Origin of the sequence: Acidiplasma cupricumulans, from assembly GCF_001402935.1 — an archaeon.
GTDB lineage: Archaea > Thermoplasmatota > Thermoplasmata > Thermoplasmatales > Thermoplasmataceae > Acidiplasma > Acidiplasma aeolicum.
In genome coordinates this window covers 1-25848 of sequence record NZ_LKBH01000305.1, presented here as the reverse complement: position 1 = coordinate 25848, position 25848 = coordinate 1, and the positions used below count along the sequence as shown (strand labels likewise).

Sequence of the window (25848 nt, the reverse complement as noted above, 5' to 3'; positions counted from 1 at the left end):
TTATATAAAAGTGTATGATATTAAATTTTATGATTTTTACAATAAGCCCCATTTTTATAAGATATCTCCATAAAATAACCATATTATGGGCAAAAAAGGTTAAATAAAAAATTTGTAATTATTTAATTATGGAAATTGAAAAGGACTCATTTCTGGAATCCCTTACAGAGGATGATGGTAAGCTTCTAATGGACATTGCTTTAAACGCACTAAAAAAACATTTCGGGCTTGAATATAAATTTCCAGCAATACCCGAAAAATTTAAAACCAACGCAGGTGTTTTTGTTACAATCAATGAGGAAAAAAATCTAAGGGGATGCATAGGGTATATATTTTCCATAAAACCGCTGGCGGAGGCTGTAAAGGAGATGGCAGTTGCGGCTGCAACGGAGGATCCAAGGTTCAGGCCGGTTACATTATCCGAATTTAATAAAATAGAAATAGAAATAACCGTACTTGGAAAACTCCAAAGAATTAATTACACAGACATTGATAAAATAGACCTTGGTGTTCATGGTATATATGTTAAAAACGGATTTTATTCAGGGGTTCTTTTGCCACAGGTTGCAATAGAATATGGTTTTAATAAGCAGCAGTTCCTTGAGGAAACCTGCAGAAAGGCCGGAATGAAAAGGGATTGTTATCTTACATCAGAAATATACATTTTTGAGGGGAGGGTGTTTAAATAAATCCAGATCTCTCCCCATAAACTCTTTTTGAAAGATTTTCAAGAAAATCATTGCCATAAAATACGGCCTTAAGTGCCATGGCATCCCTGTAAAATTTTTCAACCCCGAAATCCTTAAAATAGCCATAGCCTCCATGAACATTCAATGAATATTTTGATATTTCCAGTGCATTTTCTATTGAGAAATCAAAAACATATTCTGAATTTACATTACTGTAAATAATGTTTCTCAGGATATTTTCCCTGGCTACCATTTTTGATAGATTAAATGCTATTGGTCCAAAATCCTTTAAATGCACATCAAATGCCTGCCTGACAGCAGAGTATTCAAGTGCCTTTTGCAACGATCCAGATATTATGCCAAGATTTATTGCGGCCAGTGATCTGTATGAATTCATTATTGAATTTTTTATGTTTTTATTTGATTTTATATTTTTTTGATTTTTAATACCGACATTGCCAAACCTTATGCCCTTAAATCCCATAAAATCCTTTTCAGTAAAATTTTCGTTTTCTGCTATGGCCGGCACATCAGAGGACATTATTGTATATTTTCCATTTGCATTTAATACAGAATCTAAAGAGTTATTTTTTATGGTTTTATCAAGAGATATACCAATAAAATCATCACCTTTAATAACATCGTTAAGATAATTTAAATCATCAGAAAGCACCGGATATGCAATGGAATTAATTAAAAATATTTCAAATGCAGAGGACGGTGAGTATTTTGAAAGCACCTCCAGAATAATATTATATGAGGATTCATCAAGCCCTGAGCCACCAAGATTTTCAGGTATTAATGCGGCAAGGAAGCCCTGTGATGCAAGTTTTTTAAGGAGATTATTATCAATGCCATTTTCCTCTATTTTTTTCTCATCCAGTGTGCTGCCGAATTCCTCAACGTTTTCCCTTAATAGTTTATATTCATCCTCCATTTAATTACCCCCTTTTAATATCTGCCTTGAAATAATGAGCTTTTCAATCTCGCTTGTTCCCTCCCATATCTCCATTATCTTTGCATTTCTAAAGAATCTCTGTGTTTTATGATCATTTTTGGTAATTTCCATGGCCAGTTCAGAGGCATAAACGGCCGTTTCTCCGGCATATACCTTTGCCATGCTTGTAAGCGCCGGTTTTGGATCAAACTTAAATAGATATGATGCCGCATTGTATGTTAACTGCCTTGACGCCTCTATGCGTGTTGATACATCTGAAACCTTGAACATTGTATATTCATCCTTAATATTATTATTTTTTACAAATTCAAGAATTTTATCCAGTGCACCACGGGCTATTCCAAGGGCCTGGGCGGCAACATATATTCTGCTTATATTGAAAAATGTCATAATATAATAAAATCCCTGACCAACCTCACCAATAACATCATCCACTGAAACCTCCAGATTATTAAATTTCAATTCTGCTGTATTTGTGGCCCTCACACCAAGCTTGCCATGCAATTTATTGGCCTCAAATCCCGGTGATTTTGTGTTAATTAAAAATGTTGTAAGGCCGTGATGCTTGTTCTCCTCATCAGATGTTCTCGCTAGAAGCACTATATAATCTGCAATACCTCCATTGGAAATAAACATCTTCGATCCATTTATTACATATTTATCTCCAATTTTTTTTGCTGTTGTTTTCAGTCCAGCAACATCACTGCCACCGGATGGCTCTGTTACACCAAGGCCAAGTATGTATTTCCCTGAATAAACATCATTGAGAATCCGCTTCTGTTTTTCATTACCATAAAGCATGATAACCTCTCCGCCAAAATATGGTATTGTTGCCGCTATGCCCAGCCCAGCATCTATTCTGCAAAGTTCCTCAATTGAGATGAGTATCTTTGCCGGATTTGACATATCTATAAGGCCTGATTTTAATGCCTTAAGCCTTATATCATCAGGATATTCCTCTGTTTTATCATATCTATCTATAAGATCCTCTGTAAATTCAGAGAGCCCAAAATCCCTTACCTTCTTTCTGTAATCATCAAGTTCCTCAAACATTTTAAACACGCTCCAGAAGCATTGAATATCCCTGCCCTCCACCAACGCATAATGTGGCTATGCCAAGATCCTTCTTTTTATCATTTAATGTACGTGCCAATGTTCCGGCAATTCTTGCACCAGTGGCCCCGAGTGGATGCCCTATGGAAATTCCACCACCGTGAATGTTTACCCTGGCAAGATCAAGGTTAAATGCCTTTACAGCATTTAAAACAACAACAGCAAAAGCCTCATTAATCTCCCAGTAATCTATATCGTCAGGCTTTAATTTATTTCTTTTAAGCACCTTTTCTGTGGCCGGAACAGGACCCTCACCCATTATTGTGGGGTCAACGCCTGCTGATGCAAAATCAACAATTCTTGCAAGCGGTTTAAAACCGTATTCCTTAACCTTCTTTCCTGACATTATCATCAGAAGAGATGCACCATCGTTAAGTGTTGATGAATTTCCAGCAGTTATTATGCCATCCTCCTTAAAAGCCGGCCTAAGAGATTTTATTTGTTCAAGAGAGGCATCAGGCCTTATTCCAAGATCCTTCTCATAAACCTGGCCGTTAACCTCAACAGGCATTATTTCATCCTTAAAAAACCCATCCTTGTATGCCTTTTCTGCCCTTAAATGTGAATTATATGAGTATTCATCCATTTCGTCCCTGTCAATGTGCTTAATGCTGGCAAGTTTTTCCGCAGTTAATCCCATGTTATATGAAACGTTCATATTGTATTTTGCGTATTTTGGATTTACCATTAATTCCATATTAGGTTTAATGTATGGATTATTTATGCCAAGAGGAACATGCGTCATGTGCTCCATGCCTCCTGCAAGAACTATATCTGATTTCCCGAGCATGACCTCCATGGCACCTATCCCCGCAGCATTAAGCGATGATGAGCATGCCCTGTCCATAGACATTGCAGGCACCGTGTATGGCAGGTTTGATAAAAGCACAGGATGCCTGCCTCCGTATGTCCAGTTCTCACCTGCCTGAAATGCACATCCGGTTATGACATCGCCTATCTCCTCTGGATTTATTTTGGTCTCCTCAAGGGATAAATTAATTAATTCCGATAGAAGCTTATCCATTCTCAAATCATTGTATGCATCCTTTTCAGGGTCATTTGGCCTGGCCCTTGAAAACGGAACACGCTTAAAATAAACTATATATGCATCCTCCATTATTTCACCCTCTCCCTAAGTATCTTCTTATCTATTTTTCCTGTTCCTGTCTTTTCAAAATTTTCAACAAAATAATATCTATCAGGCATCCAGAATTTTGCAATTCTGCCTGTATCCACATATTCATTAAGCTTTTTCCTTATTGTTTCTTCATCTGCTGACCCTTTTATAAATGCAGCAGGGCGCTCCCCCCACTTCTGGTCTCTGTATGCCACAACGGCAACCTCATCAACCCCTGGAACCGTGCTTATTAAATCTTCCAATATCACGGATGGTATAAATTCTCCCCCGGATTTTATCGCATCAGATTCCCTGTCAACAATTTTTATGTATCCATATTTATCCATAACCGCGAGGTCTCCTGTATGAAGCCAGCCATCCTGCCATAGCTTTTTAGTTTTTTCATCATCCTTAAAATAGCCTGATGTTAACCACGGGGCCTTCAAAATTATCTCACCGATTTCATTTTCGTTTTTTTCAACGTCATGGTTTCCAGAAACAACCCTCAGTCTCACCATTGGTATTGGTATGCCTGTTTTTCTCCTAACTGCCTTTTTTGTTTCTTCATCAGAATTTTCTATAATGGAATTATATGTTGCAAGCGTGATTATTGGGCCTGTTTCGGACATGCCATAACCTGATATTATGGTCATGCCTGATTTTTCAGCGAGATCCGCCAGACCTGAGGTTATTGCCGCACCCCCAATTATGGTTTTTAAATGAAGTTTTCCCATTATTGACGGTCCGTTTTTTTCTGATAACAGCAAATAAAGTATGGATGGCACCATTGCAGATACATTTACATTGTATTTCTCCATGGCATTAAGTATATTTGGCCAGTCGTATTTCCCTGGGACTATATATCTCATGCCTTTCAATATTGCAAAATATGGTATTCCCCAAGCATGGACATGGAACATTGGAACAAGTGGAAGTATTGTATCAGTGCGCCTGAAATTTATGGGATCATCTGATAATGCAGCCAGTGAAGATATGCTGTGTAATATTAACTGTTTATGTGTATAATAAACACCCTTTGGAAGTCCGGTTGTTCCAGATGTATAAAATAGAGTTGCAATGGAATTTTCATCGGGCTCATCGATTTTTTCATCATTTTCCTTTAACAGGTCATCCATAAAAACATAATTATCCATGTTATATTTTTCATGGCCATTTTCAGAGTAAATAATAAAAAGGCTTACAAAGCTAAATAGATCCTTATACTGCATTATTAATGGCATGAATGCGGAGTTAACTATAATATATTTATCCTCGGAGTTTTGTATTGTATAGAATAATATCTCTGGCGGGTACCTTATATTAACCATATGCAGGGTGGCACCAATCATTGGCACGGCATAATATGCATACATATAATTTATGGTATCAAAATCAATAATGCCAATTCTATCACCATTTTTTACACCCAGCCGCAACAAATTACCTGCCAGCCTTTTCACATTATTATAAAATTCCTCATAGGTTAATTCCCTATCCCTGTAAATAATTTCCTGATTTTTATTGGACATAACTGAAGCTTCTAAAAGACCATTAATGGTCAGCCTGTAGTTATTCATATTCCATTTATGGTCTTAATATTAATAAAATTTCTTTTCTAAACATTAACGCTTGATGTTAATTAATTAATATAGATTTTTATTTTCTTTCTATTTAAATGAAATAACAAAATGCCCGATAGGAAGTAATATATTTTTTAACGTTATAATACATCATGGATTCAAAAATAGCAGTAATAGGAGCAGGAACAATGGGGCACGGTATAGCCGAGGTTTTTGCGCTTGGCGGTTATTGTGTCAACCTTGAGGATTTTTATCCCGAGGTTATTGAAAGGGCCAAAAGGGAAATAAATGAAAGCCTATCCAAACTTCTTTCCTCTGGAAAAATTACAAGGGAATTATATGACAAAACACTGAAAAACATTAATTATTATAACAATATAAAGGATGCTGTTGATGGAGCATACATATCAATAGAGGCGGTTCCCGAAAAATTTGAAATTAAAAAAAATGTGCTTTCGGAAATTTCAAATTACACTGATGGAATAATAGCATCGAATACATCAAATATAAGGATTACCGAACTGGCCGAATTTGTTAAAAAACCCGAGCGGCTTCTTGGCATGCATTTTTTTAATCCTCCAGTATTAATGAAGCTTGTTGAGGTTATAAAGGGTGATAAAACAGATGAAAAGTATATTGATGAGATAATGGCTGTTGCAAAGGCCATAGGGAAAGTACCAATAAAGGTTATGAGGGATGAGGCAGGTTTTATTGTCAACAGGGTTTCAGCACCCGAACTCCTAGTATTCTGCATGGCGCTTTCTGATTCGGACCCTGCAGGCATAGATGCATTCTTTAAATCTCAGGGCCTTCCAATGGGGCCATACCAGCTTTTTGATTATGTTGGCCTGGATACCGTATACGATTCCTTAAAATATTATGCACAGGAATTATCTCCGGATTATGGAAAATGCAAAAACCTGGATTCATACGTTAATGCAGGAAAGCTTGGAATGAAAACAGGGTCTGGTATTTACAGGTGGGAAAATGGTAAGGCAGTAATACCGGAGGCGGCACCCTCAGAAAAGATAAGCCTTATGGATGTATTTTCACTTGAAATAAACGAGGCAACAAAATTAATAGAGAGTGGCATTGCCACACCAAATGATATTGAAACAGGAGTTAAACTGGGTCTGAACAGGCCATTTGGTCCGGTAACAGTGGCCCAGGGTTTATCCTCCTCTGATGTTTTAAAGACCCTAAATTCACTCTATGAAAAATATAAAATTGATGTGTTTAAACCATCCAGTACAATAATTAATGGAAAACTAAAGGAGGCATTTTCACCACATAAGGCAGAAAAGGCCAGAGACGAAAATACTGCCCAGAAATACATAATTTTTGAAAAGCATGAAAATACAGGAATTATAAAATTAAATAACACAAAAAATAATCTTATAGGTTCCGGGCTTATTGATGAATTAAATGCTGTGCTTGATAGGATATCAGCTGACAATGATATACATGCCGTGCTTATAACAGGCAATGGTACCAATTTCTCTGCGGGTGCGGATCTGTCACAGTTTATAAACAGCCCCTATGCATTTATGGAAATGTCAAAAAAGGGGGAAAATACCTTTGATAGAATAACAAAAATGAACAAAATATTTGTGGCTTACCTGAAGGGATATGTCCTGGGGGGTGGCCTTGAGCTCGCGCTTGCATGTGATATAAGGGTTTCTTCAGGCGATGCTGTTCTTGGGTTCCCTGAAACATCCCTTGGCCTAATCCCGGGATACGGTGGCAGCCAGAGGCTTCCGGCATTAATCGGAATTTCCCGGGCCATGGATATAATACTATCAGCCGAAAGAATAAATGCACAGAAAGCCTACGAATATGGCATAATAACAAGAATATTCAATGATGATGGGGAGGCACAGGCATTAAAATTGACGGAGGAACTTTCACAGAGGATATCACCTGCATCGGTTTACACTGCCAAAAGATTAATATATGGAACATCCAGAATTAACCTGGATTTCGAATCAATTTCCATGGGAATGCTCTACGGTGGCAATGACCTTAAGGAGGGAATCAGGGCATTCATGGAAAAAAGGTCGCCAAAATTTGGTGGTAATTAATTTTTAAATACATTATTTTTTAAATAAATTAATGAATCCCTTACTATTTCTGCACATTTATCTATTTCCCTGTAATTAATAACCTCGTCAGGTGTGTGGGACAGCTTTGTATCACCAGGCCCATAGGTTACCACAGGTATCCCCCAGTCATGGCCCAGTGTGTTCATGTCACCAGAACCACTTTTGAATATTAATCTTGGAACCATGCCGTTCTTTTTAATTGATGCCTTGAATGCAGATACCAGATTGCTCTTAAGGTCAGATATATATGGATATGTTCTGTTCTGTGTTTTAAATATATATTCTCGGGAATCCCCGGCAAGTGATTTAATTTCACTTACAATATCATTCTCTGTAACCGATTTTGGATATCTTATATCTATGAACATTGATGCATTTTCAGGCGTCATATTGTCATACTCCCCGCCGTTAAATTTTGTTATTCCCGCGCTTATATCATTAAAATCCTTATTACTCCCCCATTTATCCCTGATCTTTATCCAGAGGTTTATAAGAGAATCTATGGAATTCTCCTCCATCCATGATGAGCTTGCATGATGGGAGCTGCTGTGTTTTTTAATCTCCATGAGTATTCTTCCCTTGTATCCTGCAGTGATATTTTCAGGGCCTCCCGGTTCACCAAAAATGGCGTAGTCGGTTTTATCGTAACCTGATTCTATGTAATTAATACCCTTGCTATCACTTTCCTCCCCTGAGGCTGCTGCAAGTATGATTCTGCCATCGAATCCTGAATCTAATGCATGTTTTGCCCCAAGCATTAGGGCAAGAAGGGATGATTTTGCGTCCACAGCACCGCGGCCGTAAATTAAATCACCGTCAATTTTTACATCAATAAATCCAGGAACAGTATCTTCGTGGCCGCAAATTAGTATTGATGGTTTATTTCTTCCTGTTACCGAAACAACATTGTATTTTTCATCTATAACCGGATTCGGAAATCCCAAATCCTCCATGTAATCTCTAAGGAGTTTTGCTATTTCATACTCCTCCCCGCTTGGTGAGTATATTTCAAGCATTTTTATTAACATGTCCCTTGTATTCATTTCCTTGCCTCGAGTATAAGATAGTCAGCTATATAGGCAGGTATGTCAACGCCAGTTACCGGTACAGTATTTTTAAATTCAGTGTTTCCATTAATTTCGTTGACAAAATAACCATCCCGAGATTCAAGTATGTCTATGCCATAAATCCCAGGGCCTATGGCCTCAGCAGATTTTAGTGCAATATCCTCTATTTCAGGTGTAATTTTTAGTGCCTCTGCACGGCCCCCAAGGGCTGTATTTGTTCTCCAGTCAGTACCAGATTTGTATCTGTAAATTCCTGCAACAACCTGATTATTTATTACAAATACCCTGAGATCACGGCCAAATTCATTAATATATTCCTGTGTATAATTTATCTGGTACAATGGATACATATAATCCTTATATTCCATGACATCCATTGCAGCATAGTAATCATTAAGAAGTGATATCATTCTGCCCCAGCTCCCTGTTACAGGCTTCGTAACTGCAGTACCATGAAAATCCTCATTAAACGATTTTAGAAAAACATCCTTTGAAAACGATACAAAACTTTTTGGAATTTTCACACCATGGTGGGATAAAACAAGCGATGTAAACATTTTATTTCCGGTGATCACAGTTGAATTAAAATCATTTAAAATCCTGTGCCCTGTGAATTCAATATAGGCTGTTGAATGCAGATTCCGGTAGTAGCCAGTGGATCTTTGAAGTGATATATCACCCCATTCTTCATTATTTTCAACAAGGTTAAGATTTAGGTTTTTAACATCCTTAAGCATTACCTCGACATTTTTATCCTGCAGGGCCTTCATTATTGATTTTTCTTCCCACCTCATTATGTCATAAACAAGAGAGACTTTCATTTTATGACCTCTTTGTAGTATTCATTTATGGATTCGCCTATTATTGATGATGCCTTTGATAGATCATCATATGATATTACATATGGTGAGAGCATCCTTATAATGTTAATACCGGAATAAAGTGCAAGAACGCCTTTATTAATCAGATCCATGAGTACTGGCAAAAATTTTACGCGAAGCTCTATGGCATTCATAAGCCCAAGCCCCCTTACCTCCTTAACGATTTTAACATCGTTTAATGATTCATTTAATTTTGATCTGAAATACTCACCCTTTTTGGCAACGTCGTTTATGAGGTCTAGCGTGAGCTGTTCCAGTACAGCGGTTCCGGCTGCACATGCTATTGGGTTTCCACCTGTTGTTGATGACTGCTCACCCTTTTCAAGGTTATCCATGAATTCATGCCTGCCTGCTGTTACCGACATTGGTATGCCACCACCTATGCCCTTGCCTATTGTAATTATGTCTGGCGTTATGTCAAAATGCTGGTGTGCCCACATTTTCCCTGTTCTGCCAAGACCTGATTGAATTTCATCCGCAACAAATATTATGTTGTTTTTTTCTGTAATTTCCCTTAATTCTCTTACATAATCATAATCAGGTATGTTTATTCCACCTTCTCCCTGAACCGGCTCAAAGAAAACCGCAGCTATATCATCATCCTTTTCAAGCAGCTTTAAATCATCGGTATTATTGTATCTAATGAACTGCACATCTTTTATTAATATGTCATCAAAGTATTTTCTGTACTTATTTGAATATGTAATTGAAAGTGCACCAAGCGTTTTTCCATGATATGAATTTGTCATGGCCACAAGCTTGTGCTTTTTTGATGACTTTTTTACGACCTTTATTGCAGCCTCTATTGCCTCAGCACCGGTGTTGCCAAGATAAAATTTATCAATGCCTGCCGGAACAGAATCGGCAAGTTTTTTAACAAAATTATTTCTGGCCTCTGTATACTCTGATGCATGGGCTATTGGAAGTATATCCATCTGATCGCAAACAGCCTTTTTTATTTTATCATTTGAATAACCAAATATTGCAACACCATAGCCTCCCATCATATCTATGTATTCCTTGCCGTTTTCATCGTACAGCCTTGCCTCCTCGCCATTTTTAATATGAACCGGCAATCTCTGATACGTATTTGCAATATACTCATCCTCATAATTTTCCATACCATCACCTGTTAATTTATATCTTCATTGCATGGGTTTTCCTTGAAATTACAGTTCCATGCATAATATCTTTAAATGGATTTGAGATAATAACATTCTGAACCCCCAAATCTATGGCCTCTGTTGCAGCCATTAATTTTTTATCCATGCCATGTCCAACACTTGTTATTATGCTTTTTATATACTCGCTGTCAGCGTCCTCAACCACTGTACCATCCCAGTAAAGTCCGTCAACATTTGTGGCCATTATAAGGGTGCTGGCACCTGTATATCCTGCAATATATGCTGCTGCCCTGTCAGCATCTATATTAAGATAGCTTTCGGGGGAATATGCCACAGGTGATATTACAGGAATATATCCAGATAAAACTATATTTTTAATAATATCTGAATTTACAGATGTGATTTTACCTGTGTAACCCCCATCAATTACCATCTTTCTGTTCTTTTCATTAAGTATTATTAATTTATCCTTTCTTTTTGCATTAATAATTGAAACACCGTTAATACCCAGTGCATTGATACCTGAGTTTCTTAATGAATGTACTATTTTTTCATTTATGAGGGACATGACCATTGTGAAAATTTCAAGCGTTTTTTTATCTGTGTACCTGCTTTTTATACCCTCTGGGGACGTAACAAATTTTTGTTCATATCCGAACTCATCACTGTATTTGTTTAGGTAATTGCCACCCCCATGGACTATTATAATATCATCATTTATATTATTTAAAATATTGGGCAGCGCATTTTCATTTATAATCTTCTCAAGTATGCTTCCACCAATTTTTATCACAATCATATTCTACACCGGGAAAAGTGATGGCGCGGTTAAACCCTCTGATTCATTAAATCCATACATTATATTCATGGACTGTATGGCATTTCCTGATGCGCCCTTTATCATATTGTCTATTGCACCGAAGGATACTATCCTGTTAATGTACCTATCAATTGCAAAACCAAGATCGACAAAATTTGAACCAACAACAATCTTTGGATCAGGATATTTGAAATTGCTCTTTTTATCCATTATTAACCTTACAAATTTCTCGCCAGAATAAAATTCCCTTAACAGCCCCCAGCCATGGATTTCATCTGTTTTTGCAAAGATGCTTGATGTTGTCAGTATACCCCTGACCATGTTTACTGAGTGTGCCGATAATGCGATTTTAACATCCCTGCCTGTTGCATATTTTATTTCCTGCTCAATTTCTGGTGTGTGTCTGTGGCCTGCCGGTTTATATGCCCTCACAGAGTTATACCTTTCTGAAAAAACCTTTGACTCATCAAGTTCAGCACCTGACCCAGATGAACCAACCTTTGCATCTACAGTTATAACATTATTATCAAGGTCAAGGGAGGCAAATGGTGCAATGCTGTATATTGATGAGGATGCTATGCATCCGGGCACTGCTATATACCTGGCATTTTTGAGTTCCTCCCTGTGCAGTTCTGGCATTCCATAAACAAATTTTTTGATAAGGTCAGGATATGGATGTTCAAAGCCATACCATACAGGGTATTTATCCGGGTCTCTCAGCCTGAAATCTGCGCTCATATCCACTATTCTAACCCCACTTTCCATGAGCTGTGGTACATAATTTATTGATGTGCCATGTGGCACTGCAAGAAAAACAACATCAAGGTCATCTAAAAGGTCAAAAATGCTTCTTCCCGTAAATTTTAGGTCTGTGAGACCGTAAAGGTCTGGATGTATTCTGGCAACCTTTTCATCCTTATGCTTATTTGATGTTGCAACAGTTACCTCAACGTCACCATGATTGGCAAGCAGCCTTAAAAGCTCACCACCAACGTATCCGGATGCCCCAACAATACCAGCTTTTATCAATTTATTCTCCCCAGTCCTCTCCCACATTTTCTGCAGGTTTTATCTCAACTGAATTACCTGATATCGATGTTATTTCATAGTTCATGCCGCATGAAGGGCATTCCAGCAGTTCTCCTGCCATTGAGTCGTCTGGCACCTGTATTTTTTCTCCACATATCTTGCATTTCGTTTCCATTTTTTCACCTTTTTGGTATTTGTTTATTAATTATGTTTTATTAATAAACATTTGTATATCCATATATCATTTTTAACATTATAAGTCCATTTTAACCTATAATGCCAACATAACATAATTAATTCATAGTATTTAAAATATACGAATTATGTATAAAATTTACTAATTTCGTATTAAGATCAAAAAATGACCAGTATTTTAAAAACCCAAAAAACAGGATTATGGTTTACCATAAAGTATCCGCCTAAGCTTATTTTTATAATCTTTTAATGCGCTTTCCTTCTTATAAATGGATAAATTTAATTCTATTTCAAATTTATTATTTCTTTTGCTGCGCACTTGTATCACTTTTCAGGGTTATCCTGCATTTCCTTTAAAAGTTTATTCAGCTCCTCATCCTCCTTTGATGATTCCGAACCTGACATTTCTGTATTGCTCATTGAATCTGATTTCTGGGACATTTCCCTGCTTAGAGATTCCAGAATCTTTTCTGGATTTGCTGTCGAAATATTTGCTGTTTGCTCCACAGCATCCTTAATCTGGTCAAACTGATCCACGAGTGTTGACTGTATCCTTTCCTGTGCATTTGTAAGCTCATTAAGACTTTTTGACATATCCGCTATCTGCTGTGGGGTCAGCTCGCTGCTCTTTAATGCCTCTGAACTCTGAATAATAGAACTGCTTGTTTGCTTAAGTGTGAGTGAATACATTAAATTAAGGTCGACACTTTCAAGAAGCAGTGAATAATCCTTAAGGCCATTTATTGAGGTCTGGATTGCGTTCATAAAAGATGCAAATAATTTTGCCTTCATCATATTATTCTGCCTTAATGCAAGTTTGGCATCCTCCCTGCTTTTTTCCAAAATCTTCTCATACTGCCTTATTTGCCTGTTTACAGTGGCCTTGAACATGCTAATTTTTGAACGTTTTTCAAGAATTTTTTCCTCATCTGATTTGCCAATTTTAAAAACCATAATATATAAATATATACTTTTTAATAAACTTTTTGTATTACTGTGCCATATATTCCCGATATTTTTCCAGCATTCTTTCATCTATTGACGGTTTTATTTGGTATATTACAGAAATAATATCATCAGTTGTAACCGGTATTTTATTGCCCGTTTTTATAACCTCCATAAACACATTCTGAACAGCCTTTTTGCATATGAATTCTATATCAGCCCCGGAATACCTTTCCGTAAGCTTTGCCAGCTCCTCATAATCTATATTTCCAAGAGGCTTGATTTTTGATAGCTTTAGCTGGAACAGCTTTACCCTGGCATCAAAGTCTGGGGGTGGAACATATATTTTAACGTCAAATCTACCGGGCCTTAAAATTGCCTCATCGATTGCCCATGGGTTATTGGTTGCTGCTATTATAAAGATATTCTTGTCCTTTTCTGACGTTAAACCACCAACCTCTGTTAAAAGCTGTGAAACCCCCCTTTTTGCAGCATCGGACTCTGTTCCACTTCTTTTGGGCACCAGCGTATCTATTTCATCAAAAAATATGATTGATGGTGATAGCAGATATGCAGCCCTGAAAAGCTGTGAAATATTTTTTTCAAACTGCCCAAACCACTGGCTGTAAAGTGACGAGGGATTTACATTAATAAAGTTTGCCTTAACCTCATTTGCTATGGCCTTAACAATAAAAGTTTTTCCGGTACCGGGGGGACCAAAAAGCAGCATACCGCCTCCAAATTCGATATTATACTCCTGTGATAGCTCCTTATATCTCATTGGATATATTATCTTTGATAAAATTTCATTCTTTACATCATTAAGACCTGCAACATCATCGAAGGTAATTTTTGGTATTTCTGGAGGTTCAATATTTAAAGATTCAAGGATTTTTTTACCCTTTTCGAGCCTGTCCTCACCAGCATCTGAGTTTTCGAGTCTTTTATATGTTTTAAGTATCTGCTCAGCCTGTTCTGCCCTTTTTTTCCTTTCAGCGCCTTTTGATTCCCTGGCAAGCTCCACCATATGAATATAAGCTTCCTTATAATTTTTTATGGCCTCTTCAAGTTTCCCCTCTGCCTCCATTTTTATTGCCGTTTCAAGGGTTCTGTTTATCTTATAAAGATCCTCCATTTCCTCTATCCTCCTTATCAATTACAGTGCCCTTGTTGAAAAGATTATATTTTCTAAACTTACACGCAACATTATAAAATTCAAATTTTAATTCATATTCCTCTGGGAAAATGGCAAAATCAACAAGCTTGTTCCATGTTTTTAACGGGAAGAACAGATAATCCTTCTCCCCCTCCCCAACATAATAAAGCATCCCAACCTTTAATCCTGTAATTGAGCTCAGATCAGGCATTGCAACCTCTGTGGGATTATCTGTTGCAGGATTGATTTCAACAAGCTTACCATTTACAACACACCCGGATTTTATTGAATACATTTGAAGTATCTTTTTTGAAACATACACAAAATTTTCTGAGGCATGTTCAATTGATGTATTAAGGTTCAGGTGGTGCAGTATTCCCATTACTATAAGCGTCATTTCAAAAGAAATATATATAATCGTTATATAAATTTATTTGAAAAACATCATTGCCATTTTATACGCATTAATATATAAAAAAATACATTTAAAATTCAATAACTTTAAATATAAATTTTTCTTCTCTATTTTATGGTTATTTCAGGATATATATTACTTATCCTTGCCTTTATCGACGGTCTATTTTTTGGGCTGGCAATAAAAAAAGGCATAGCATCGGCCATATTGATAATCATTGCATTCATAATAGCATGGTATGCCGGATTTGCCTTTGTTCCAAAATTGTCGCCCTCACAGATAGGGTCTTCAATTAGCTCGTTTGTGAGTTCCCATATAGCAATGGTTCCAAAACTTTTGGGCCTCACACACTCTGTTTCATTTTCCATTGTACTTGTTCTGTTCATAATAGGTCTTGGCATAGGTATATGGAAGGGATAAAAATAACAAAGTTTAAGTTAAAATAAAACTTTCTTATTTGATGGAAGTTTCAAATTTAAGAACATTAAGCATAACGGCAGAACCATCCAAAAAAATATCCTTTTGTTCTGTGGTTTATGACATTGATAACTCCATTATTTTTAACCTTAAAAAAATTATAGAAATTGCTGAGGAGATTGGGTTTAATTACGAAATAATAATAATTACAGAAAAGGATATAGATATAGAAAATCCAAATTTAAGGATAATTAAATCTAAATTCAACAGCTATGGAATGGCAAAAAGTATTGCAGTTGCCCAGAGCAGTGGTGAATATATAATAATACTAAATCCTGAACTTGAATACAGCATAGGTGTTTCAGATATAATATATAAATTCATAAATCAGAATGAAAAAAAGGCCCTGATTTCAAATTTCACTATAATAAATAGGGATGTGATTATTAACAATGGCGGGTGGCGTGATTTAATGGAATATGAGGATATCGACCTGCTCGTAAGGACGGTTGCCAGTACAGGTTTTATAGCCTATCCATCAAAAACATTTGATATTTTTTTAAAAAGAAACTATAAAAGGAATAAACAAAAATATGGTATTATGTCCAGATTAAAAGAGAATAGGGACACCATAATTGCATGCAATTTAAAATTATCAGACGCATTCCTTTTTCTTGATGGCAGTAAATTGAATATATTAATGTCTAAATTTATGGAAAAATTTTCCGGGATCAAACCATTTGTATTTAAAAAGGATAAAAGCAATTATATTATTGTTATGGAGACTCTAATAGAATCATTAATATTAGAGGATTATAAAAAATATAAACTCCCTGAATCATCAGAAAGAATGCAGATTTCAAGTAAGGATTATAATTACCTTAAAAGTAAAAGCTATCTGTGGAATAAGGTTACACAAAGTATAGAAAAAATAACGGAAATAATAAATTAATTTCAATCTTTTTCATCATCTTTTTTTAATTTGTATCCACATTTTGGGCAGTATTTCATATCATCTGTTATATCTGCACCGCAATTAGGGCATTTTAGATTTGTTGCTGGAAGATTTTCATTGCTTTCTGCATCTATATAATCACCTGGGTTTATTTTCCCCTGATTTTTTTTATCCCCACCAAATACTGCCATGCCTATATTTGCCTTAGGTGCCCTGGCCTTGGCCATCTCCAATTCGTATCTCTTTTGATCCTCCTGCATTCTCGCTGTATTGTTTGCATATTCCTTTTTTGAAATAGATGCAAGCCTTGTTATATTATTTACCCAGTTTTTAGGATCCTTTATTATAAAATCAACCCTTACAAGATTTTTATCACCATTATAATATTCTATACTTAAAATCTTCTTTGTAAAAAGACTAAACTTTGGTATGGCGAATGTTGCATTTTCCACATTATACAAAAAAAGGTTAATATCTGTAACTGCAGGTGATGCCCTTAAAAATTGTCTTTTACCCTTTTTTTCAAATATTATCCTCTTATCAGTTAAAAATAAATTGCCGTCTATATAAACATTATTTTCAATCTTTTTTGCCCTCGCGCTTAGAAATTCATGTTCGTCATTTTCATATATTGGCATTGATTTACATATTTTATAGAATATTATAAAGTTTCCCATGAAAAAAATAAAAAAACAAAAAATAATAACAGGTAATATATCCATGTTTAAATGATCTTAAAATTTAAAGATTCCGCACTAACAGACGATGAAGACTTTGATTATATACTTTCATCAGATATAAACATAGATGGGGATACGGCAATCAAATTTTTTAAGGAGGCACAAAATGACAATTTTGATCTTTTAATAATTAAATGCAGACCGGATGGCCTAAAAAATTTTTCAAATTTTATTCTAAGATTATCATTATCAATTAAAAGCAGGTACCTAATTGGATGCATAAATGTTTACTCAAAATCTGCATATAAATTTATAAAAGATTCCGGCAATTCAATAATTAACGATAGGGTTAATGCACTCAATATAAATATAGATATATTAAAAAATAATTTTAAGGTTGGTTATTCAAGTGTTGATATTGGAAATAAGGCCAGAATAGGCTTAAAAGATTATGTTTATCTAATTTTAAAGCGTGGTACAATATTAAGATATTCCATAATAGGTTTATCAGGTATTGCTGTTAATGAGGGTTTTTTATTCCTCTTGCATCCATATCTTGGAAATATATTAAGTATAATTCCTGCCATTGAAATATCAATTATCTACAATTTTTTTATGAATAATAGATTTACTTTCAATGGGCACGGAATGTTTCTTAAAAGGCTTTTTAAGTACAATATTTTTAATCTTATCGGCTACGGCGTAAATTTATTAATTTATTATTTTGCAATTTTTGAAAATGTAAGTATTTATATAGCCGATTTGCTTGGAATTATAGTGGCATTTATAATAACATACAGTACAGCCTCTTTTCTTGTGTGGTAATTATGGATGACAGAATTAAAAGAATAACACTTAATTACGGGTCTGCCCTTTCAATAATTGCCACATCCATAATTTTTGGGGTCTTTGGTTATCTTGATATTTATGCCATAATTGCAGAATTCCTTATTATGATTTTATCATTTATTTTCTTATTTTTTTCAAATATTAATGCCAGATCAAATATAATTGATAGGTTAATTTATGTATATATATTCATGGGAATGCTAATACTTATCCTGCTTGCTGTGGCATTCATAAAGGCGCCATATTCCCACATCCTGTTTATAATAATCCTTGCAGTTTTTGCCTTTATTGCATATAAATATTATAAAGGAAAATTAAATCTCGACTTTCTTGAAAATAGGAATTTAAATTTTAAGGCAATATATATAATTTTATCATTGATTGTATTGATAATTATTTTTTCACTCCATTTTTATTTGCATTTTATACAGCAGGATGAGTATTATATAGATGTTTATTCGGCAATACAGTTTATGTCTGGCAGGGACCCTTATATACCTTATGTAACAGCCTCTGTTTTCAGTCATTTTAACATGATAAATTATCAGCTTTTTTCAACACCAACAATGAATGGGAGTTTTGTTACCTTAATGGGATACCCGGCACTTTCGTTTTTGGTATATGTTCCATACGTTTTAATAGGGAAATATAACAATTTTATTATATCTATATTAATTATTATACCCTTTTTTTTAATATATAAAACATATGGCAATAAAAAAATTGCACTGTACGCCCTTTTTGGGTTATTAATAAATATTTTTGTACTTTATTATGGAATAGTGGGTTTAATTGGACTGTTATGGGCCGTACTATTAATGACATCATATTTTTTCAGGAAGAATTACCGATTGTCTGGAATATTCTATGGTCTATCCCTTTCAGCGAAACAGTTTCCTGCCCTAGTTTTTCCATACATTATTTATATGATTTATAAAACCCACGGACCTAAAAAAACATTTTACTGGCTAATATATGGCGCAGGAATCTTTTTCTTAATAAATGGTTATTTTATCATTAAATCACCATACATTTATTTTAAAGATATCCTATCAAGTGAAACACTTAAAATTTATGGCATTGGTGAGGGCATCTCACAGATATCATTCTTAAATTATGCTTATGTACCTTCTAATGTATTCACGGGAATAATGGTTATAATTTTTTTGGTTACCATAATAGTTTACATAAAATATTATGATATATTAAAATATGAATTATTTGCATTTCCTGCCATATTTTTCCTTTTTAATTATCGTGTTCTTCCAGGATATTTTATATTCTGGACCATGATATCGCTTCTAACTATTGCCAATATTAATAAAAACGACTTAAAAAAAGAGATAAATACAAAAAAAATCAAAAAATTTGTTTATTATATTATTATTTTTTCCCTTGTAATTATAATTGTTCTGGGATTTATAAACATAAATCATGAGGACCCTGTAACGTTTGAAAGCATATCGCCAACATATAACCATGGGAAATTAACAGGATTTAATATTACAGTAAAATATTCTGGAGACAAAAGGCTATATTTTAGAGGCATAGCAAATGAATCAATTAGCAATGGCATTTTATTTAATTCTCAAGAAATATATTCCAATGGTGATTATAAAATATATAAAATAACATTAATAAAAAATGAAATAATTTATAATAATTCTGCACTTGAATTAATTGCATACAATGGAACAGTTCTCGGTTCAAATGTATATAAAATACAAAATGGTGAAATTAGTGTTTACCATGGGATTTTATATAATCCTCCGCGAAATAGGATATCACTAAGTCAGACCCAGCTCTAAAGAAGGCTGTTAAAACCTCATCAACAATATTTTCACCCAGGTATCCTGATTTAACAGCATTTTTTATCATTGTATACTCACCGCTAACACTGTATGTCGCCATTGGCATGTTGAACAGTCTCTTTGCCCTGCTGATTATATCAAGATATGCCAGTGCTGGTTTTACCATGACTATGTCTGCACCTTCCTTTATATCAAGTTCTATTTCACGTAAAGCCTCATCACCATTATGATAATCCATCTGATATGATTTTCTGTCCCCAAACTGTGGGGCTGACTCCGCAGCGTCCCTGAACGGTCCGTAAAATCCAGATGCAAATTTTGAGCTGTAAGCCATTATTAATTTATCTGTGTATCCATTTTTATCCAGAACCTCACGTATGGCCTTGACCTGGCCATCCATCATTCCACTTGGGGCTATGATATCTACACCAGCATCGGCATAGCTTAAAGCCTCCTTCTGATAAATTTCAAGTGTTTTATCATTATTAACATAGCCATTTTCTATTATTCCACAGTGACCAGTTGATGTATACTCGCAAAGGCATAAATCAGCTATAACATTAAGATCTGTATTTTGCTTTGCGGTTCTAATTGCCTTCTGAATTATGCCATTGGAATCATATGAGGATGAACCTGTTTCATCCTTGTGTGCCGGAATTCCAAAAAGAATTATACTTTTAACACCAATCTCCTCAAGGTATTTTATATAATTTTCATAGGCGCTTAAAGAATATCTGTATATATCCGGCATTGATGGTATTTCCTTTTTATCTTTTTCCGTCTCATCAACAAAAACAGGCATAATTAATTTTTCAGGCCTTATCTCTGATTCTTTAAATAATGATCTTATATTACTATCTTTTCTGTATCTTCTCATTCTTATTATAGGATACATAACTATGAAATCACTTATGAATTATTAACGTTTTTTGATTTATCCCATTGATTATGCAAATGGAGGGTAAAATAGTTATGAAGGATAGAAAATGGGAGGTATTAAAATAAACTTATTGCAAAGATTATTGTAATATTGAAGATATATAGTGTATCATACAGGTCGTCTAAATACCTCTTCAATAACCATAAAGAGTTCATGGAATTATTGAATATTACAGATATACCAGATTTTAGAACATTACCATATAAATTCAGCAATAATAGATATGATAAATCCCGTTAATTATGAGAACAATGATAATATAATAAGGCTTATAATAAATGCATTCTTAATATTGTATTTATCAAAAACGTAGCCACCAACAGAGCTAAATATTGTAATTCCAAGTGCATATGAAAATGTTGATATGTCAGCATAAAAATAATTTATATTTACAATTTTTAATATAAACCATGATCCAAAAAAGAAAAGGTCATCATCAAATAATCTGAGTATTATTTAATAGATGTGCATAATGAAAATATTTCATCCTTCAAAATTAGGGGTGAATTATGTTAAAGATTTTATTATAGGAAAAGTTTATAACTTTTTATATAATCCGATAAAAATGTATATTTCACTTGAAGATAGTTATGTAGTAAGGGTTCCACCAGAGTTGCTTAATGAAAATTATGATCAGGCTGTACTGGATGCTGCAAGGTCAGTTCTTGAGGGAAAAATAATTGATATAGAAAATAAAGATAATGTCAGTATTGGTAAAACCTATATTATTTCTCTGGAAAGCATCAAAAGAATAGGAGACGGCTCCATAGTCCATGGTGATGGTGGCGTTTATCAAACAATACAGTATACAGCCCTTGCATATTATCCAAAAATGCAGGAAATAGTTGATGGTGTTGTTAAATCAATTCAAAAATTTGGAGCCTTTATTAAATTTGGTCCGTTCGAGGGGCTACTTCATATCAGCCAGATCATGGATGACTCAATAAATGTAGACCTTGATAACCAGATATTATCAGGAAAGGATACAAAGTTTTTATTAAAGGCAGGTGACAAAATAAGGGTAAAAATTGTTTCCTTAAATTTAAGTTCATCATCCCTATCAGACAGCAAAATAGGGTTAACAGCCAAACAACCCGGGCTGGGTAAGGAGGACTGGATAAAAAATGATAACCTCAAAAATTAGGTGATAAAATGAAAAAGGTATATAAGGCATGTAGAATATGTAAGAGATTAACGCTTGACGATGTTTGCCCCGTACACGGTGATGAGAAAACAAGGGAGGACTGGTTTGGTTTTCTTATAATCAACGATACCAATTCGATAATAGCCAAAAAGGCCGATATTAAAGAACCGGGTATATATGCGATTAAAGTTAGATCATGATATTGTCCTTACACCGGAAATTATAGATCATATCAAGAATTTTAAACACAATATTGCAAGCCCTGATGATATCATAAAACTCTCAAAAGAATATAAAATAATAGCAGTCGGGGACGTTACAACAGAAAATTTAAAAAACCATGGTGTAAACATTTTCCTGCAGGTTGTAGACCTCATAACAAAGCGTAATGAGGGTAAATTTCAGCACATTGAAGGTTCCATAGCGGTGAAAAATCCTGCAGGGACAATAAGCCTTGATCTGATTAACGCCATAAAAACTGCACTGACTGAAAATAAACCATCAAGAATAGAGGTGTCCGGTGAGGAGGACCTTGCCGTTATACCAATAATATTTTATGCAGATTTAAATACAGTAATAGTATACGGTATTCCTGATATTGGCATGGCGTATATAAAAGTAAATAAGGCAATAAGAGATGATGTAGAAAAATTATTGGGTGATGTAAATGTCTGAAAGTTCGGTTAAAAACTTTAATGTTGAAAGTGAGAAGGATAATAAGCTACTGCATAGGAAGGAGATAAGATATACAATGACCTTTAGCTCCGGAATAACCCCCAGCAGGGATTATATAAGGGATCTTCTGGCCAATTATTATAAGGTTAATAAGGAGCTCATCATAGTTGATAAAAATAAGCAGGAGACAGGTAAGGATGAATTAAAGGGTTATGCCAAGATATATGATAAAAAGGAGAATGCAATGCTTTATGAGCCAGACTATGAGCTTATAAGGAATAAATTAAAGGAGAAAGTGGTGAAATGATGGAAAAAAGAGAATTATATGCAGTTGAAAATAATAAGGTTGTTAGAAAAAGAAGATTCTGTCCAAGATGTGGCCCCGGAGTTTTTCTGGCAGAGCATAAGGATAGATATACATGTGGAAAATGTGGTTATACCGAATTCAAAAATAAAAAATAATTTTTAAAAAATTTTAAAGATTATAAATAAGGTTTGTTGTTTCCCCGCTTTCCTTTTCTATTGCTGTTATTCTCTTTCTTACAAGCTCCTGTGATTCCTTGTCATCTGTGCGCAGGCTTAATAACTGTATAAGGTATGTTAGCTCGTAATCAAGAATAAGGCTTAATGTCCTTAGATATTCTAACCTGCCTTCATCCAGTGATTTCCTCTTATTTGAGATAAAACAGTCCAGATGCACTGAACCCTCCTTTGTGAAGGTAAATTTCTCCCCTGTTTTAATGGTTTTATTGCACAAGTAGCAGTTATACTCCATAAAATCCTAATAATAATTCAGATGTTAAATTTATCGTTGCCATTTACACTAATTTTATAAAAAATATTTATCTAAAGATATAATAGGGTAGCAATGGAAAAAATACATGACATATTATCGGATAAATTCATAAATTCTGAGGTAGAAATCAGGGGATGGGTATACAGAATCAGAAGTTCTGGAAAGATTACATTTATTATACTTCGTGATTCTTCCGGGATTATCCAGTGTGTTGCCAGCTCAGATAATTTAAATGAGGATCAGATGAGGGAGCTTTCCTCAATGACCGTTGAAAGCAGCATGGAGGTTTCAGGAACAGTAAGAAAGGATGATAGGGCCATTACGGGATATGAGCTTGCAATTAAATCATACAAAATTTATGAGAGAAATGAAAATTTTCCAATAACAAAGGATCTTGGAGAGGAATTTTTACTTGATAACAGGCATCTGTGGATAAGAAGCAGGGAGTTTACATCTGTTTTAAAAATAAGATCCACAGTATTTAAGGCATTTGCAGATTTTTTTTATAACAACAGTTATTATCAGGTTCAGGCTCCAATGTTTGTATCCACAGCCACTGAAGGTGGATCAACATTATTTACAGTTGATTATTTTGGTGAAAAGGTTAATTTAACACAGAGTTCACAATTTTACCTTGAAACATTGATATACAGCCTTGAGAAGGTGTTTACAATAGCCCCCAGCTTCAGGGCTGAAAAGTCAAGGACAAGGAGGCATCTTGCAGAATACTGGCATGCAGAGGGCGAGGCCGCATGGTACAGCAATGAGGACATGATGAAAGATGAGGAAAAATTAATAGAATATATTGTAAATGAGGTAATAAAAAACAATTCTGAGGACTTAAACATAATTGGCCGGGATATAAATGTTCTAAAAAAGATTAGGGCACCGTTTGAGAGAATAAAATACCGTGATTTAATAGAAATGGCAAACAAGAAATTTGGAATGGATCTTAAATATGGGGATGATCTTGGTGCCGATGAGGAATACAATATTATGATACATTTTGACAGACCAATATTTGTGACAAATTATCCAGAGGAATTAAAAACATTTTACCATAAACCCGATCCAGAAAATCCCGGAGAAATACTATGCCATGATATGCTGGCTCCAGAGGGTTATGGGGAGGTCATTGGTGGTGGGGAGAGAATTTATGACCTAAATGAGCTTCTTGATAGACTTAAGAAGAATAACCTGAATCCTGAGGATTATTACTGGTATGTTGATCTAAGAAAATATGGCAGCATACCGCACAGTGGCTTTGGTCTTGGCCTTGACAGACTCGTTACCTGGATATGCGGGCTTAAAAATATCAGGGATTCCATACCATATCCAAGGACAGTAAGAAGGGTAAAACCATGAATGATTTTTTATCCATGGTTAGGTACCATGAATCAGAAAAAATACCGGTTTGGTTCATGCGGCAGGCTGGAAGATACATGAAATCATATAATGAAATTAAAAAAAACCTTTCCATAAGGGACATATGCATGGATCCTGATATTACCGAAAGAATTACATATTCACCGGTTGATCTGCTTGGAGTTGATGCTGCAATTATCTTTGCTGACATAATACTCCCACTTGAGGCCATGAATTATGATATTGACTTTTCAAATACCGGGCCGGTTATATATAATGGCTATCAAAAAAACAGGGATTTAAAAAATATAATAGAATTTGATGAAAAAAATTTAAAATACAAAACGGCTGATGCAATAAAATTATTCAAGGAAAGGCACAAGGATGTGCCATTAATCGGTTTTTCAGGCGGTATAATAACCGTTCTCTCATATGTTCTCTCAGGGTCATCTGACAATAATTTAACATATACAAAAAGTGTAATATTACGGGATAAAAAATTCAGACTTTATAAAGAATTAATTAAGGATATGATTATAAAATATTTAAAAATGCAAATAAATGCTGGAGTTGATGCAGTACAGATTTTTGATTCCTGGCTTGGCTCACTTTCTCCATATATTTTTGAAAAAAATTTAAAAAGTGATATTTTTGATATTATCAATGAGATAAAATCAAATATACCTATTATATATTTTGCCACAGGAAATTCAGGTATGATTGGTGAATTTAATGATATAAATCCTGATTTCTTAAGCGTTGACTGGCGGATAAAAATCAATGATGCCAGAGTCATGCTTAGAAATACAATAGGAATACAGGGAAATCTGGATCCATATGTTGTTCAATATGATGAAAATGCAGCCATCGAGGAGACAAATTACATATTAAATAGCATGAAAAGCCATGACAATTATATATTTAATCTTGGCCATGGTGTATTACCAGATACCCAGGAAAGCACATTAAAAAGAATTGTTTCATTTGTGCATGATTATAAAAATAAATAATAAAATTTTTTTTAA

Annotated in this window: 29 protein-coding genes; 13 read left to right on the top strand and 16 right to left on the bottom strand. The window is 34.7% G+C overall.

What is annotated here, in order from left to right; genetic code table 11:
* The first annotated feature begins 128 nt into the window (after positions 1-128).
* Entirely contained in the window at positions 129-689 is a 561-nt protein-coding gene (gene amrA / locus AOG55_RS08720; protein WP_048100967.1) for an AmmeMemoRadiSam system protein A, read from the top strand.
* Here amrA and AOG55_RS08715 read toward each other — a convergent pair.
* From AOG55_RS08715 to AOG55_RS08700, 4 genes are read right to left on the bottom strand one after another with little or no spacing between them, the layout of a single operon-like run.
* Positions 682-1626: an acyl-CoA dehydrogenase family protein gene (locus AOG55_RS08715; RefSeq protein WP_048100968.1), complete on the bottom strand. Its 945-nt coding sequence runs from the start codon at positions 1624-1626 to the stop codon at positions 682-684. The two genes, amrA and AOG55_RS08715, sit on opposite strands and share 8 nt — an antisense overlap.
* Entirely contained in the window at positions 1627-2700 is a 1074-nt protein-coding gene (locus tag AOG55_RS08710; protein WP_048100969.1) for an acyl-CoA dehydrogenase family protein, read from the bottom strand.
* 1 nt (position 2701) lies between these two features.
* On the bottom strand, positions 2702-3877 hold the full coding sequence (locus AOG55_RS08705; RefSeq protein ID WP_048100970.1) for an acetyl-CoA C-acetyltransferase: 1176 nt from the start codon (positions 3875-3877) through the stop codon (positions 2702-2704).
* Positions 3877-5454 carry a long-chain-fatty-acid--CoA ligase gene (locus tag AOG55_RS08700; protein ID WP_048100971.1) on the bottom strand — a complete coding sequence of 526 codons (1578 nt, stop codon included), beginning with the start codon at positions 5452-5454 and terminating at the stop codon, positions 3877-3879. Before AOG55_RS08700 ends, AOG55_RS08705 begins: the two co-directional genes overlap by 1 nt.
* 155 nt (positions 5455-5609) lie before the next feature.
* Between AOG55_RS08700 and AOG55_RS08695 the strand changes: the two genes are divergently transcribed.
* The gene (locus tag AOG55_RS08695) at positions 5610-7538 is read left to right on the top strand and encodes a 3-hydroxyacyl-CoA dehydrogenase/enoyl-CoA hydratase family protein (RefSeq protein WP_054964429.1); all 1929 of its coding nucleotides are present in this window, start codon (positions 5610-5612) and stop codon (positions 7536-7538) included.
* On the opposite strand, the gene AOG55_RS08690 is transcribed toward AOG55_RS08695, so the two are convergent.
* The 9 genes from AOG55_RS08690 to AOG55_RS08655 form a co-directional block, all read right to left on the bottom strand.
* Positions 7535-8602, bottom strand: coding sequence for a M20/M25/M40 family metallo-hydrolase (locus AOG55_RS08690; RefSeq protein ID WP_048100973.1), 1068 nt, complete (start codon positions 8600-8602; stop codon positions 7535-7537). The two genes, AOG55_RS08695 and AOG55_RS08690, sit on opposite strands and share 4 nt — an antisense overlap.
* The gene (locus tag AOG55_RS08685) at positions 8599-9447 is read right to left on the bottom strand and encodes a RimK family alpha-L-glutamate ligase (RefSeq protein WP_048100974.1); all 849 of its coding nucleotides are present in this window, start codon (positions 9445-9447) and stop codon (positions 8599-8601) included. Before AOG55_RS08685 ends, AOG55_RS08690 begins: the two co-directional genes overlap by 4 nt.
* Positions 9444-10628 carry an aspartate aminotransferase family protein gene (locus tag AOG55_RS08680; protein ID WP_048100975.1) on the bottom strand — a complete coding sequence of 395 codons (1185 nt, stop codon included), beginning with the start codon at positions 10626-10628 and terminating at the stop codon, positions 9444-9446. Before AOG55_RS08680 ends, AOG55_RS08685 begins: the two co-directional genes overlap by 4 nt.
* A 16-nt stretch (positions 10629-10644) precedes the next feature.
* Complete coding sequence (locus AOG55_RS08675) at positions 10645-11430, bottom strand: [LysW]-aminoadipate/[LysW]-glutamate kinase (RefSeq protein WP_048100976.1); 786 nt, start codon at positions 11428-11430, stop codon at positions 10645-10647.
* Positions 11431-11433: 3 nt separating this feature from the next.
* Positions 11434-12480, bottom strand: coding sequence for an N-acetyl-gamma-glutamyl-phosphate reductase (gene argC, locus AOG55_RS08670; protein WP_231563390.1), 1047 nt, complete (start codon positions 12478-12480; stop codon positions 11434-11436).
* Position 12481: 1 nt separating this feature from the next.
* On the bottom strand, positions 12482-12655 hold the full coding sequence (lysW/argW, locus tag AOG55_RS09610; protein WP_169749827.1) for an alpha-aminoadipate/glutamate carrier protein LysW: 174 nt from the start codon (positions 12653-12655) through the stop codon (positions 12482-12484).
* 344 nt (positions 12656-12999) lie between these two features.
* Positions 13000-13629 (bottom strand): hypothetical protein, encoded by a 630-nt coding sequence (locus AOG55_RS08665; protein WP_048100977.1) that lies wholly within the window; start codon positions 13627-13629, stop codon positions 13000-13002.
* Positions 13630-13666: 37 nt separating this feature from the next.
* Entirely contained in the window at positions 13667-14776 is a 1110-nt protein-coding gene (locus AOG55_RS08660; RefSeq protein WP_231563391.1) for an ATP-binding protein, read from the bottom strand.
* A complete protein-coding gene (locus AOG55_RS08655) occupies positions 14739-15173 on the bottom strand; it encodes a hypothetical protein (protein WP_048100978.1) in 435 nt (144 codons plus the stop codon). The genes AOG55_RS08660 and AOG55_RS08655 overlap by 38 nt, the downstream gene beginning before the upstream one ends.
* Before the next feature lie 132 nt (positions 15174-15305).
* Between AOG55_RS08655 and AOG55_RS09235 the strand changes: the two genes are divergently transcribed.
* The gene (locus tag AOG55_RS09235) at positions 15306-15611 is read left to right on the top strand and encodes a hypothetical protein (protein ID WP_048100979.1); all 306 of its coding nucleotides are present in this window, start codon (positions 15306-15308) and stop codon (positions 15609-15611) included.
* Between the two features lie 40 nt (positions 15612-15651).
* Positions 15652-16560, top strand: coding sequence for a hypothetical protein (locus tag AOG55_RS08645; protein ID WP_054964208.1), 909 nt, complete (start codon positions 15652-15654; stop codon positions 16558-16560).
* 2 nt (positions 16561-16562) lie between these two features.
* Here the strand turns inward: AOG55_RS08645 and AOG55_RS08640 are convergent, their stop codons facing one another.
* Complete coding sequence (locus AOG55_RS08640; protein ID WP_048101339.1) at positions 16563-17201, bottom strand: zinc ribbon domain-containing protein; 639 nt, start codon at positions 17199-17201, stop codon at positions 16563-16565.
* Between the two features lie 90 nt (positions 17202-17291).
* Between AOG55_RS08640 and AOG55_RS08635 the strand changes: the two genes are divergently transcribed.
* Positions 17292-18068: a GtrA family protein gene (locus AOG55_RS08635; RefSeq protein ID WP_048100981.1), complete on the top strand. Its 777-nt coding sequence runs from the start codon at positions 17292-17294 to the stop codon at positions 18066-18068.
* A 2-nt stretch (positions 18069-18070) separates the two neighbouring features.
* Positions 18071-19900 carry a hypothetical protein gene (locus AOG55_RS08630; RefSeq protein WP_055041176.1) on the top strand — a complete coding sequence of 610 codons (1830 nt, stop codon included), beginning with the start codon at positions 18071-18073 and terminating at the stop codon, positions 19898-19900.
* Here the strand turns inward: AOG55_RS08630 and hemB are convergent.
* Positions 19830-20798 (bottom strand): porphobilinogen synthase, encoded by a 969-nt coding sequence (gene hemB, locus AOG55_RS08625; protein WP_054964335.1) that lies wholly within the window; start codon positions 20796-20798, stop codon positions 19830-19832. The genes AOG55_RS08630 and hemB overlap by 71 nt on opposite strands.
* 610 nt (positions 20799-21408) lie before the next feature.
* Between hemB and AOG55_RS08620 the strand changes: the two genes are divergently transcribed.
* Genes AOG55_RS08620 through AOG55_RS08600 form a run of 5 tightly spaced genes read left to right on the top strand, consistent with a single transcriptional unit; the run spans position 21409 to position 23124 of the window.
* Positions 21409-21987 (top strand): DNA-directed RNA polymerase, encoded by a 579-nt coding sequence (locus AOG55_RS08620; protein ID WP_055041178.1) that lies wholly within the window; start codon positions 21409-21411, stop codon positions 21985-21987.
* 8 nt (positions 21988-21995) lie between these two features.
* On the top strand, positions 21996-22187 hold the full coding sequence (spt4, locus tag AOG55_RS08615; protein WP_048100984.1) for a transcription elongation factor subunit Spt4: 192 nt from the start codon (positions 21996-21998) through the stop codon (positions 22185-22187).
* Positions 22165-22662 carry a DUF359 domain-containing protein gene (locus AOG55_RS08610; protein ID WP_048100985.1) on the top strand — a complete coding sequence of 166 codons (498 nt, stop codon included), beginning with the start codon at positions 22165-22167 and terminating at the stop codon, positions 22660-22662. The genes spt4 and AOG55_RS08610 overlap by 23 nt, the downstream gene beginning before the upstream one ends.
* Positions 22655-22969 carry a 30S ribosomal protein S24e gene (locus tag AOG55_RS08605; protein ID WP_048100986.1) on the top strand — a complete coding sequence of 105 codons (315 nt, stop codon included), beginning with the start codon at positions 22655-22657 and terminating at the stop codon, positions 22967-22969. The genes AOG55_RS08610 and AOG55_RS08605 overlap by 8 nt, the downstream gene beginning before the upstream one ends.
* Positions 22969-23124: a 30S ribosomal protein S27ae gene (locus tag AOG55_RS08600; RefSeq protein WP_048100987.1), complete on the top strand. Its 156-nt coding sequence runs from the start codon at positions 22969-22971 to the stop codon at positions 23122-23124. Before AOG55_RS08605 ends, AOG55_RS08600 begins: the two co-directional genes overlap by 1 nt.
* Positions 23125-23137: 13 nt before the next feature.
* On the opposite strand, the gene AOG55_RS08595 is transcribed toward AOG55_RS08600, so the two are convergent.
* On the bottom strand, positions 23138-23437 hold the full coding sequence (locus AOG55_RS08595; RefSeq protein ID WP_054964336.1) for a DUF2175 family protein: 300 nt from the start codon (positions 23435-23437) through the stop codon (positions 23138-23140).
* Between the two features lie 93 nt (positions 23438-23530).
* Here AOG55_RS08595 and asnS point away from each other — a divergent pair, with 93 nt between their 5' ends.
* Both asnS and hemE read left to right on the top strand, forming a co-directional pair.
* Positions 23531-24823 (top strand): asparagine--tRNA ligase, encoded by a 1293-nt coding sequence (gene asnS, locus AOG55_RS08590; protein WP_054964337.1) that lies wholly within the window; start codon positions 23531-23533, stop codon positions 24821-24823.
* Entirely contained in the window at positions 24820-25833 is a 1014-nt protein-coding gene (hemE, locus tag AOG55_RS08585; RefSeq protein WP_048100990.1) for a uroporphyrinogen decarboxylase, read from the top strand. The genes asnS and hemE overlap by 4 nt, the downstream gene beginning before the upstream one ends.
* Positions 25834-25848: the final 15 nt, after the last annotated feature.

What these genes read in the sequence shown, in the direction of transcription:
- hemE (WP_048100990.1), top strand. Translation starts at nt 24,820, where the DNA reads ATGAATGATTTTTTATCCATGGTTAGGTACCATGAATCAGAAAAAATA.
- AOG55_RS08675 (WP_048100976.1), bottom strand. Translation starts at nt 11,430, where the DNA reads ATGATTGTGATAAAAATTGGTGGAAGCATACTTGAGAAGATTATAAAT.
- AOG55_RS08665 (WP_048100977.1), bottom strand. Translation starts at nt 13,629, where the DNA reads ATGGTTTTTAAAATTGGCAAATCAGATGAGGAAAAAATTCTTGAAAAA.
- AOG55_RS08655 (WP_048100978.1), bottom strand. Translation starts at nt 15,173, where the DNA reads ATGACGCTTATAGTAATGGGAATACTGCACCACCTGAACCTTAATACA.
- amrA (WP_048100967.1), top strand. Translation starts at nt 129, where the DNA reads ATGGAAATTGAAAAGGACTCATTTCTGGAATCCCTTACAGAGGATGAT.
- AOG55_RS08695 (WP_054964429.1), top strand. Translation starts at nt 5,610, where the DNA reads ATGGATTCAAAAATAGCAGTAATAGGAGCAGGAACAATGGGGCACGGT.
- AOG55_RS08645 (WP_054964208.1), top strand. Translation starts at nt 15,652, where the DNA reads ATGGAAGTTTCAAATTTAAGAACATTAAGCATAACGGCAGAACCATCC.
- AOG55_RS08595 (WP_054964336.1), bottom strand. Translation starts at nt 23,437, where the DNA reads ATGGAGTATAACTGCTACTTGTGCAATAAAACCATTAAAACAGGGGAG.
- AOG55_RS08640 (WP_048101339.1), bottom strand. Translation starts at nt 17,201, where the DNA reads ATGCCAATATATGAAAATGACGAACATGAATTTCTAAGCGCGAGGGCA.
- AOG55_RS08610 (WP_048100985.1), top strand. Translation starts at nt 22,165, where the DNA reads ATGCGATTAAAGTTAGATCATGATATTGTCCTTACACCGGAAATTATA.
- AOG55_RS08620 (WP_055041178.1), top strand. Translation starts at nt 21,409, where the DNA reads ATGTATATTTCACTTGAAGATAGTTATGTAGTAAGGGTTCCACCAGAG.
- AOG55_RS08690 (WP_048100973.1), bottom strand. Translation starts at nt 8,602, where the DNA reads ATGAATACAAGGGACATGTTAATAAAAATGCTTGAAATATACTCACCA.
- AOG55_RS09235 (WP_048100979.1), top strand. Translation starts at nt 15,306, where the DNA reads ATGGTTATTTCAGGATATATATTACTTATCCTTGCCTTTATCGACGGT.
- AOG55_RS08700 (WP_048100971.1), bottom strand. Translation starts at nt 5,454, where the DNA reads ATGAATAACTACAGGCTGACCATTAATGGTCTTTTAGAAGCTTCAGTT.
- lysW/argW (WP_169749827.1), bottom strand. Translation starts at nt 12,655, where the DNA reads ATGGAAACGAAATGCAAGATATGTGGAGAAAAAATACAGGTGCCAGAC.
- AOG55_RS08600 (WP_048100987.1), top strand. Translation starts at nt 22,969, where the DNA reads ATGGAAAAAAGAGAATTATATGCAGTTGAAAATAATAAGGTTGTTAGA.
- AOG55_RS08715 (WP_048100968.1), bottom strand. Translation starts at nt 1,626, where the DNA reads ATGGAGGATGAATATAAACTATTAAGGGAAAACGTTGAGGAATTCGGC.
- AOG55_RS08680 (WP_048100975.1), bottom strand. Translation starts at nt 10,628, where the DNA reads ATGGAAAATTATGAGGATGAGTATATTGCAAATACGTATCAGAGATTG.
- AOG55_RS08605 (WP_048100986.1), top strand. Translation starts at nt 22,655, where the DNA reads ATGTCTGAAAGTTCGGTTAAAAACTTTAATGTTGAAAGTGAGAAGGAT.
- AOG55_RS08630 (WP_055041176.1), top strand. Translation starts at nt 18,071, where the DNA reads ATGGATGACAGAATTAAAAGAATAACACTTAATTACGGGTCTGCCCTT.
- AOG55_RS08635 (WP_048100981.1), top strand. Translation starts at nt 17,292, where the DNA reads ATGATCTTAAAATTTAAAGATTCCGCACTAACAGACGATGAAGACTTT.
- spt4 (WP_048100984.1), top strand. Translation starts at nt 21,996, where the DNA reads ATGAAAAAGGTATATAAGGCATGTAGAATATGTAAGAGATTAACGCTT.
- AOG55_RS08685 (WP_048100974.1), bottom strand. Translation starts at nt 9,447, where the DNA reads ATGAAAGTCTCTCTTGTTTATGACATAATGAGGTGGGAAGAAAAATCA.
- AOG55_RS08710 (WP_048100969.1), bottom strand. Translation starts at nt 2,700, where the DNA reads ATGTTTGAGGAACTTGATGATTACAGAAAGAAGGTAAGGGATTTTGGG.
- hemB (WP_054964335.1), bottom strand. Translation starts at nt 20,798, where the DNA reads ATGTATCCTATAATAAGAATGAGAAGATACAGAAAAGATAGTAATATA.
- asnS (WP_054964337.1), top strand. Translation starts at nt 23,531, where the DNA reads ATGGAAAAAATACATGACATATTATCGGATAAATTCATAAATTCTGAG.
- AOG55_RS08705 (WP_048100970.1), bottom strand. Translation starts at nt 3,877, where the DNA reads ATGGAGGATGCATATATAGTTTATTTTAAGCGTGTTCCGTTTTCAAGG.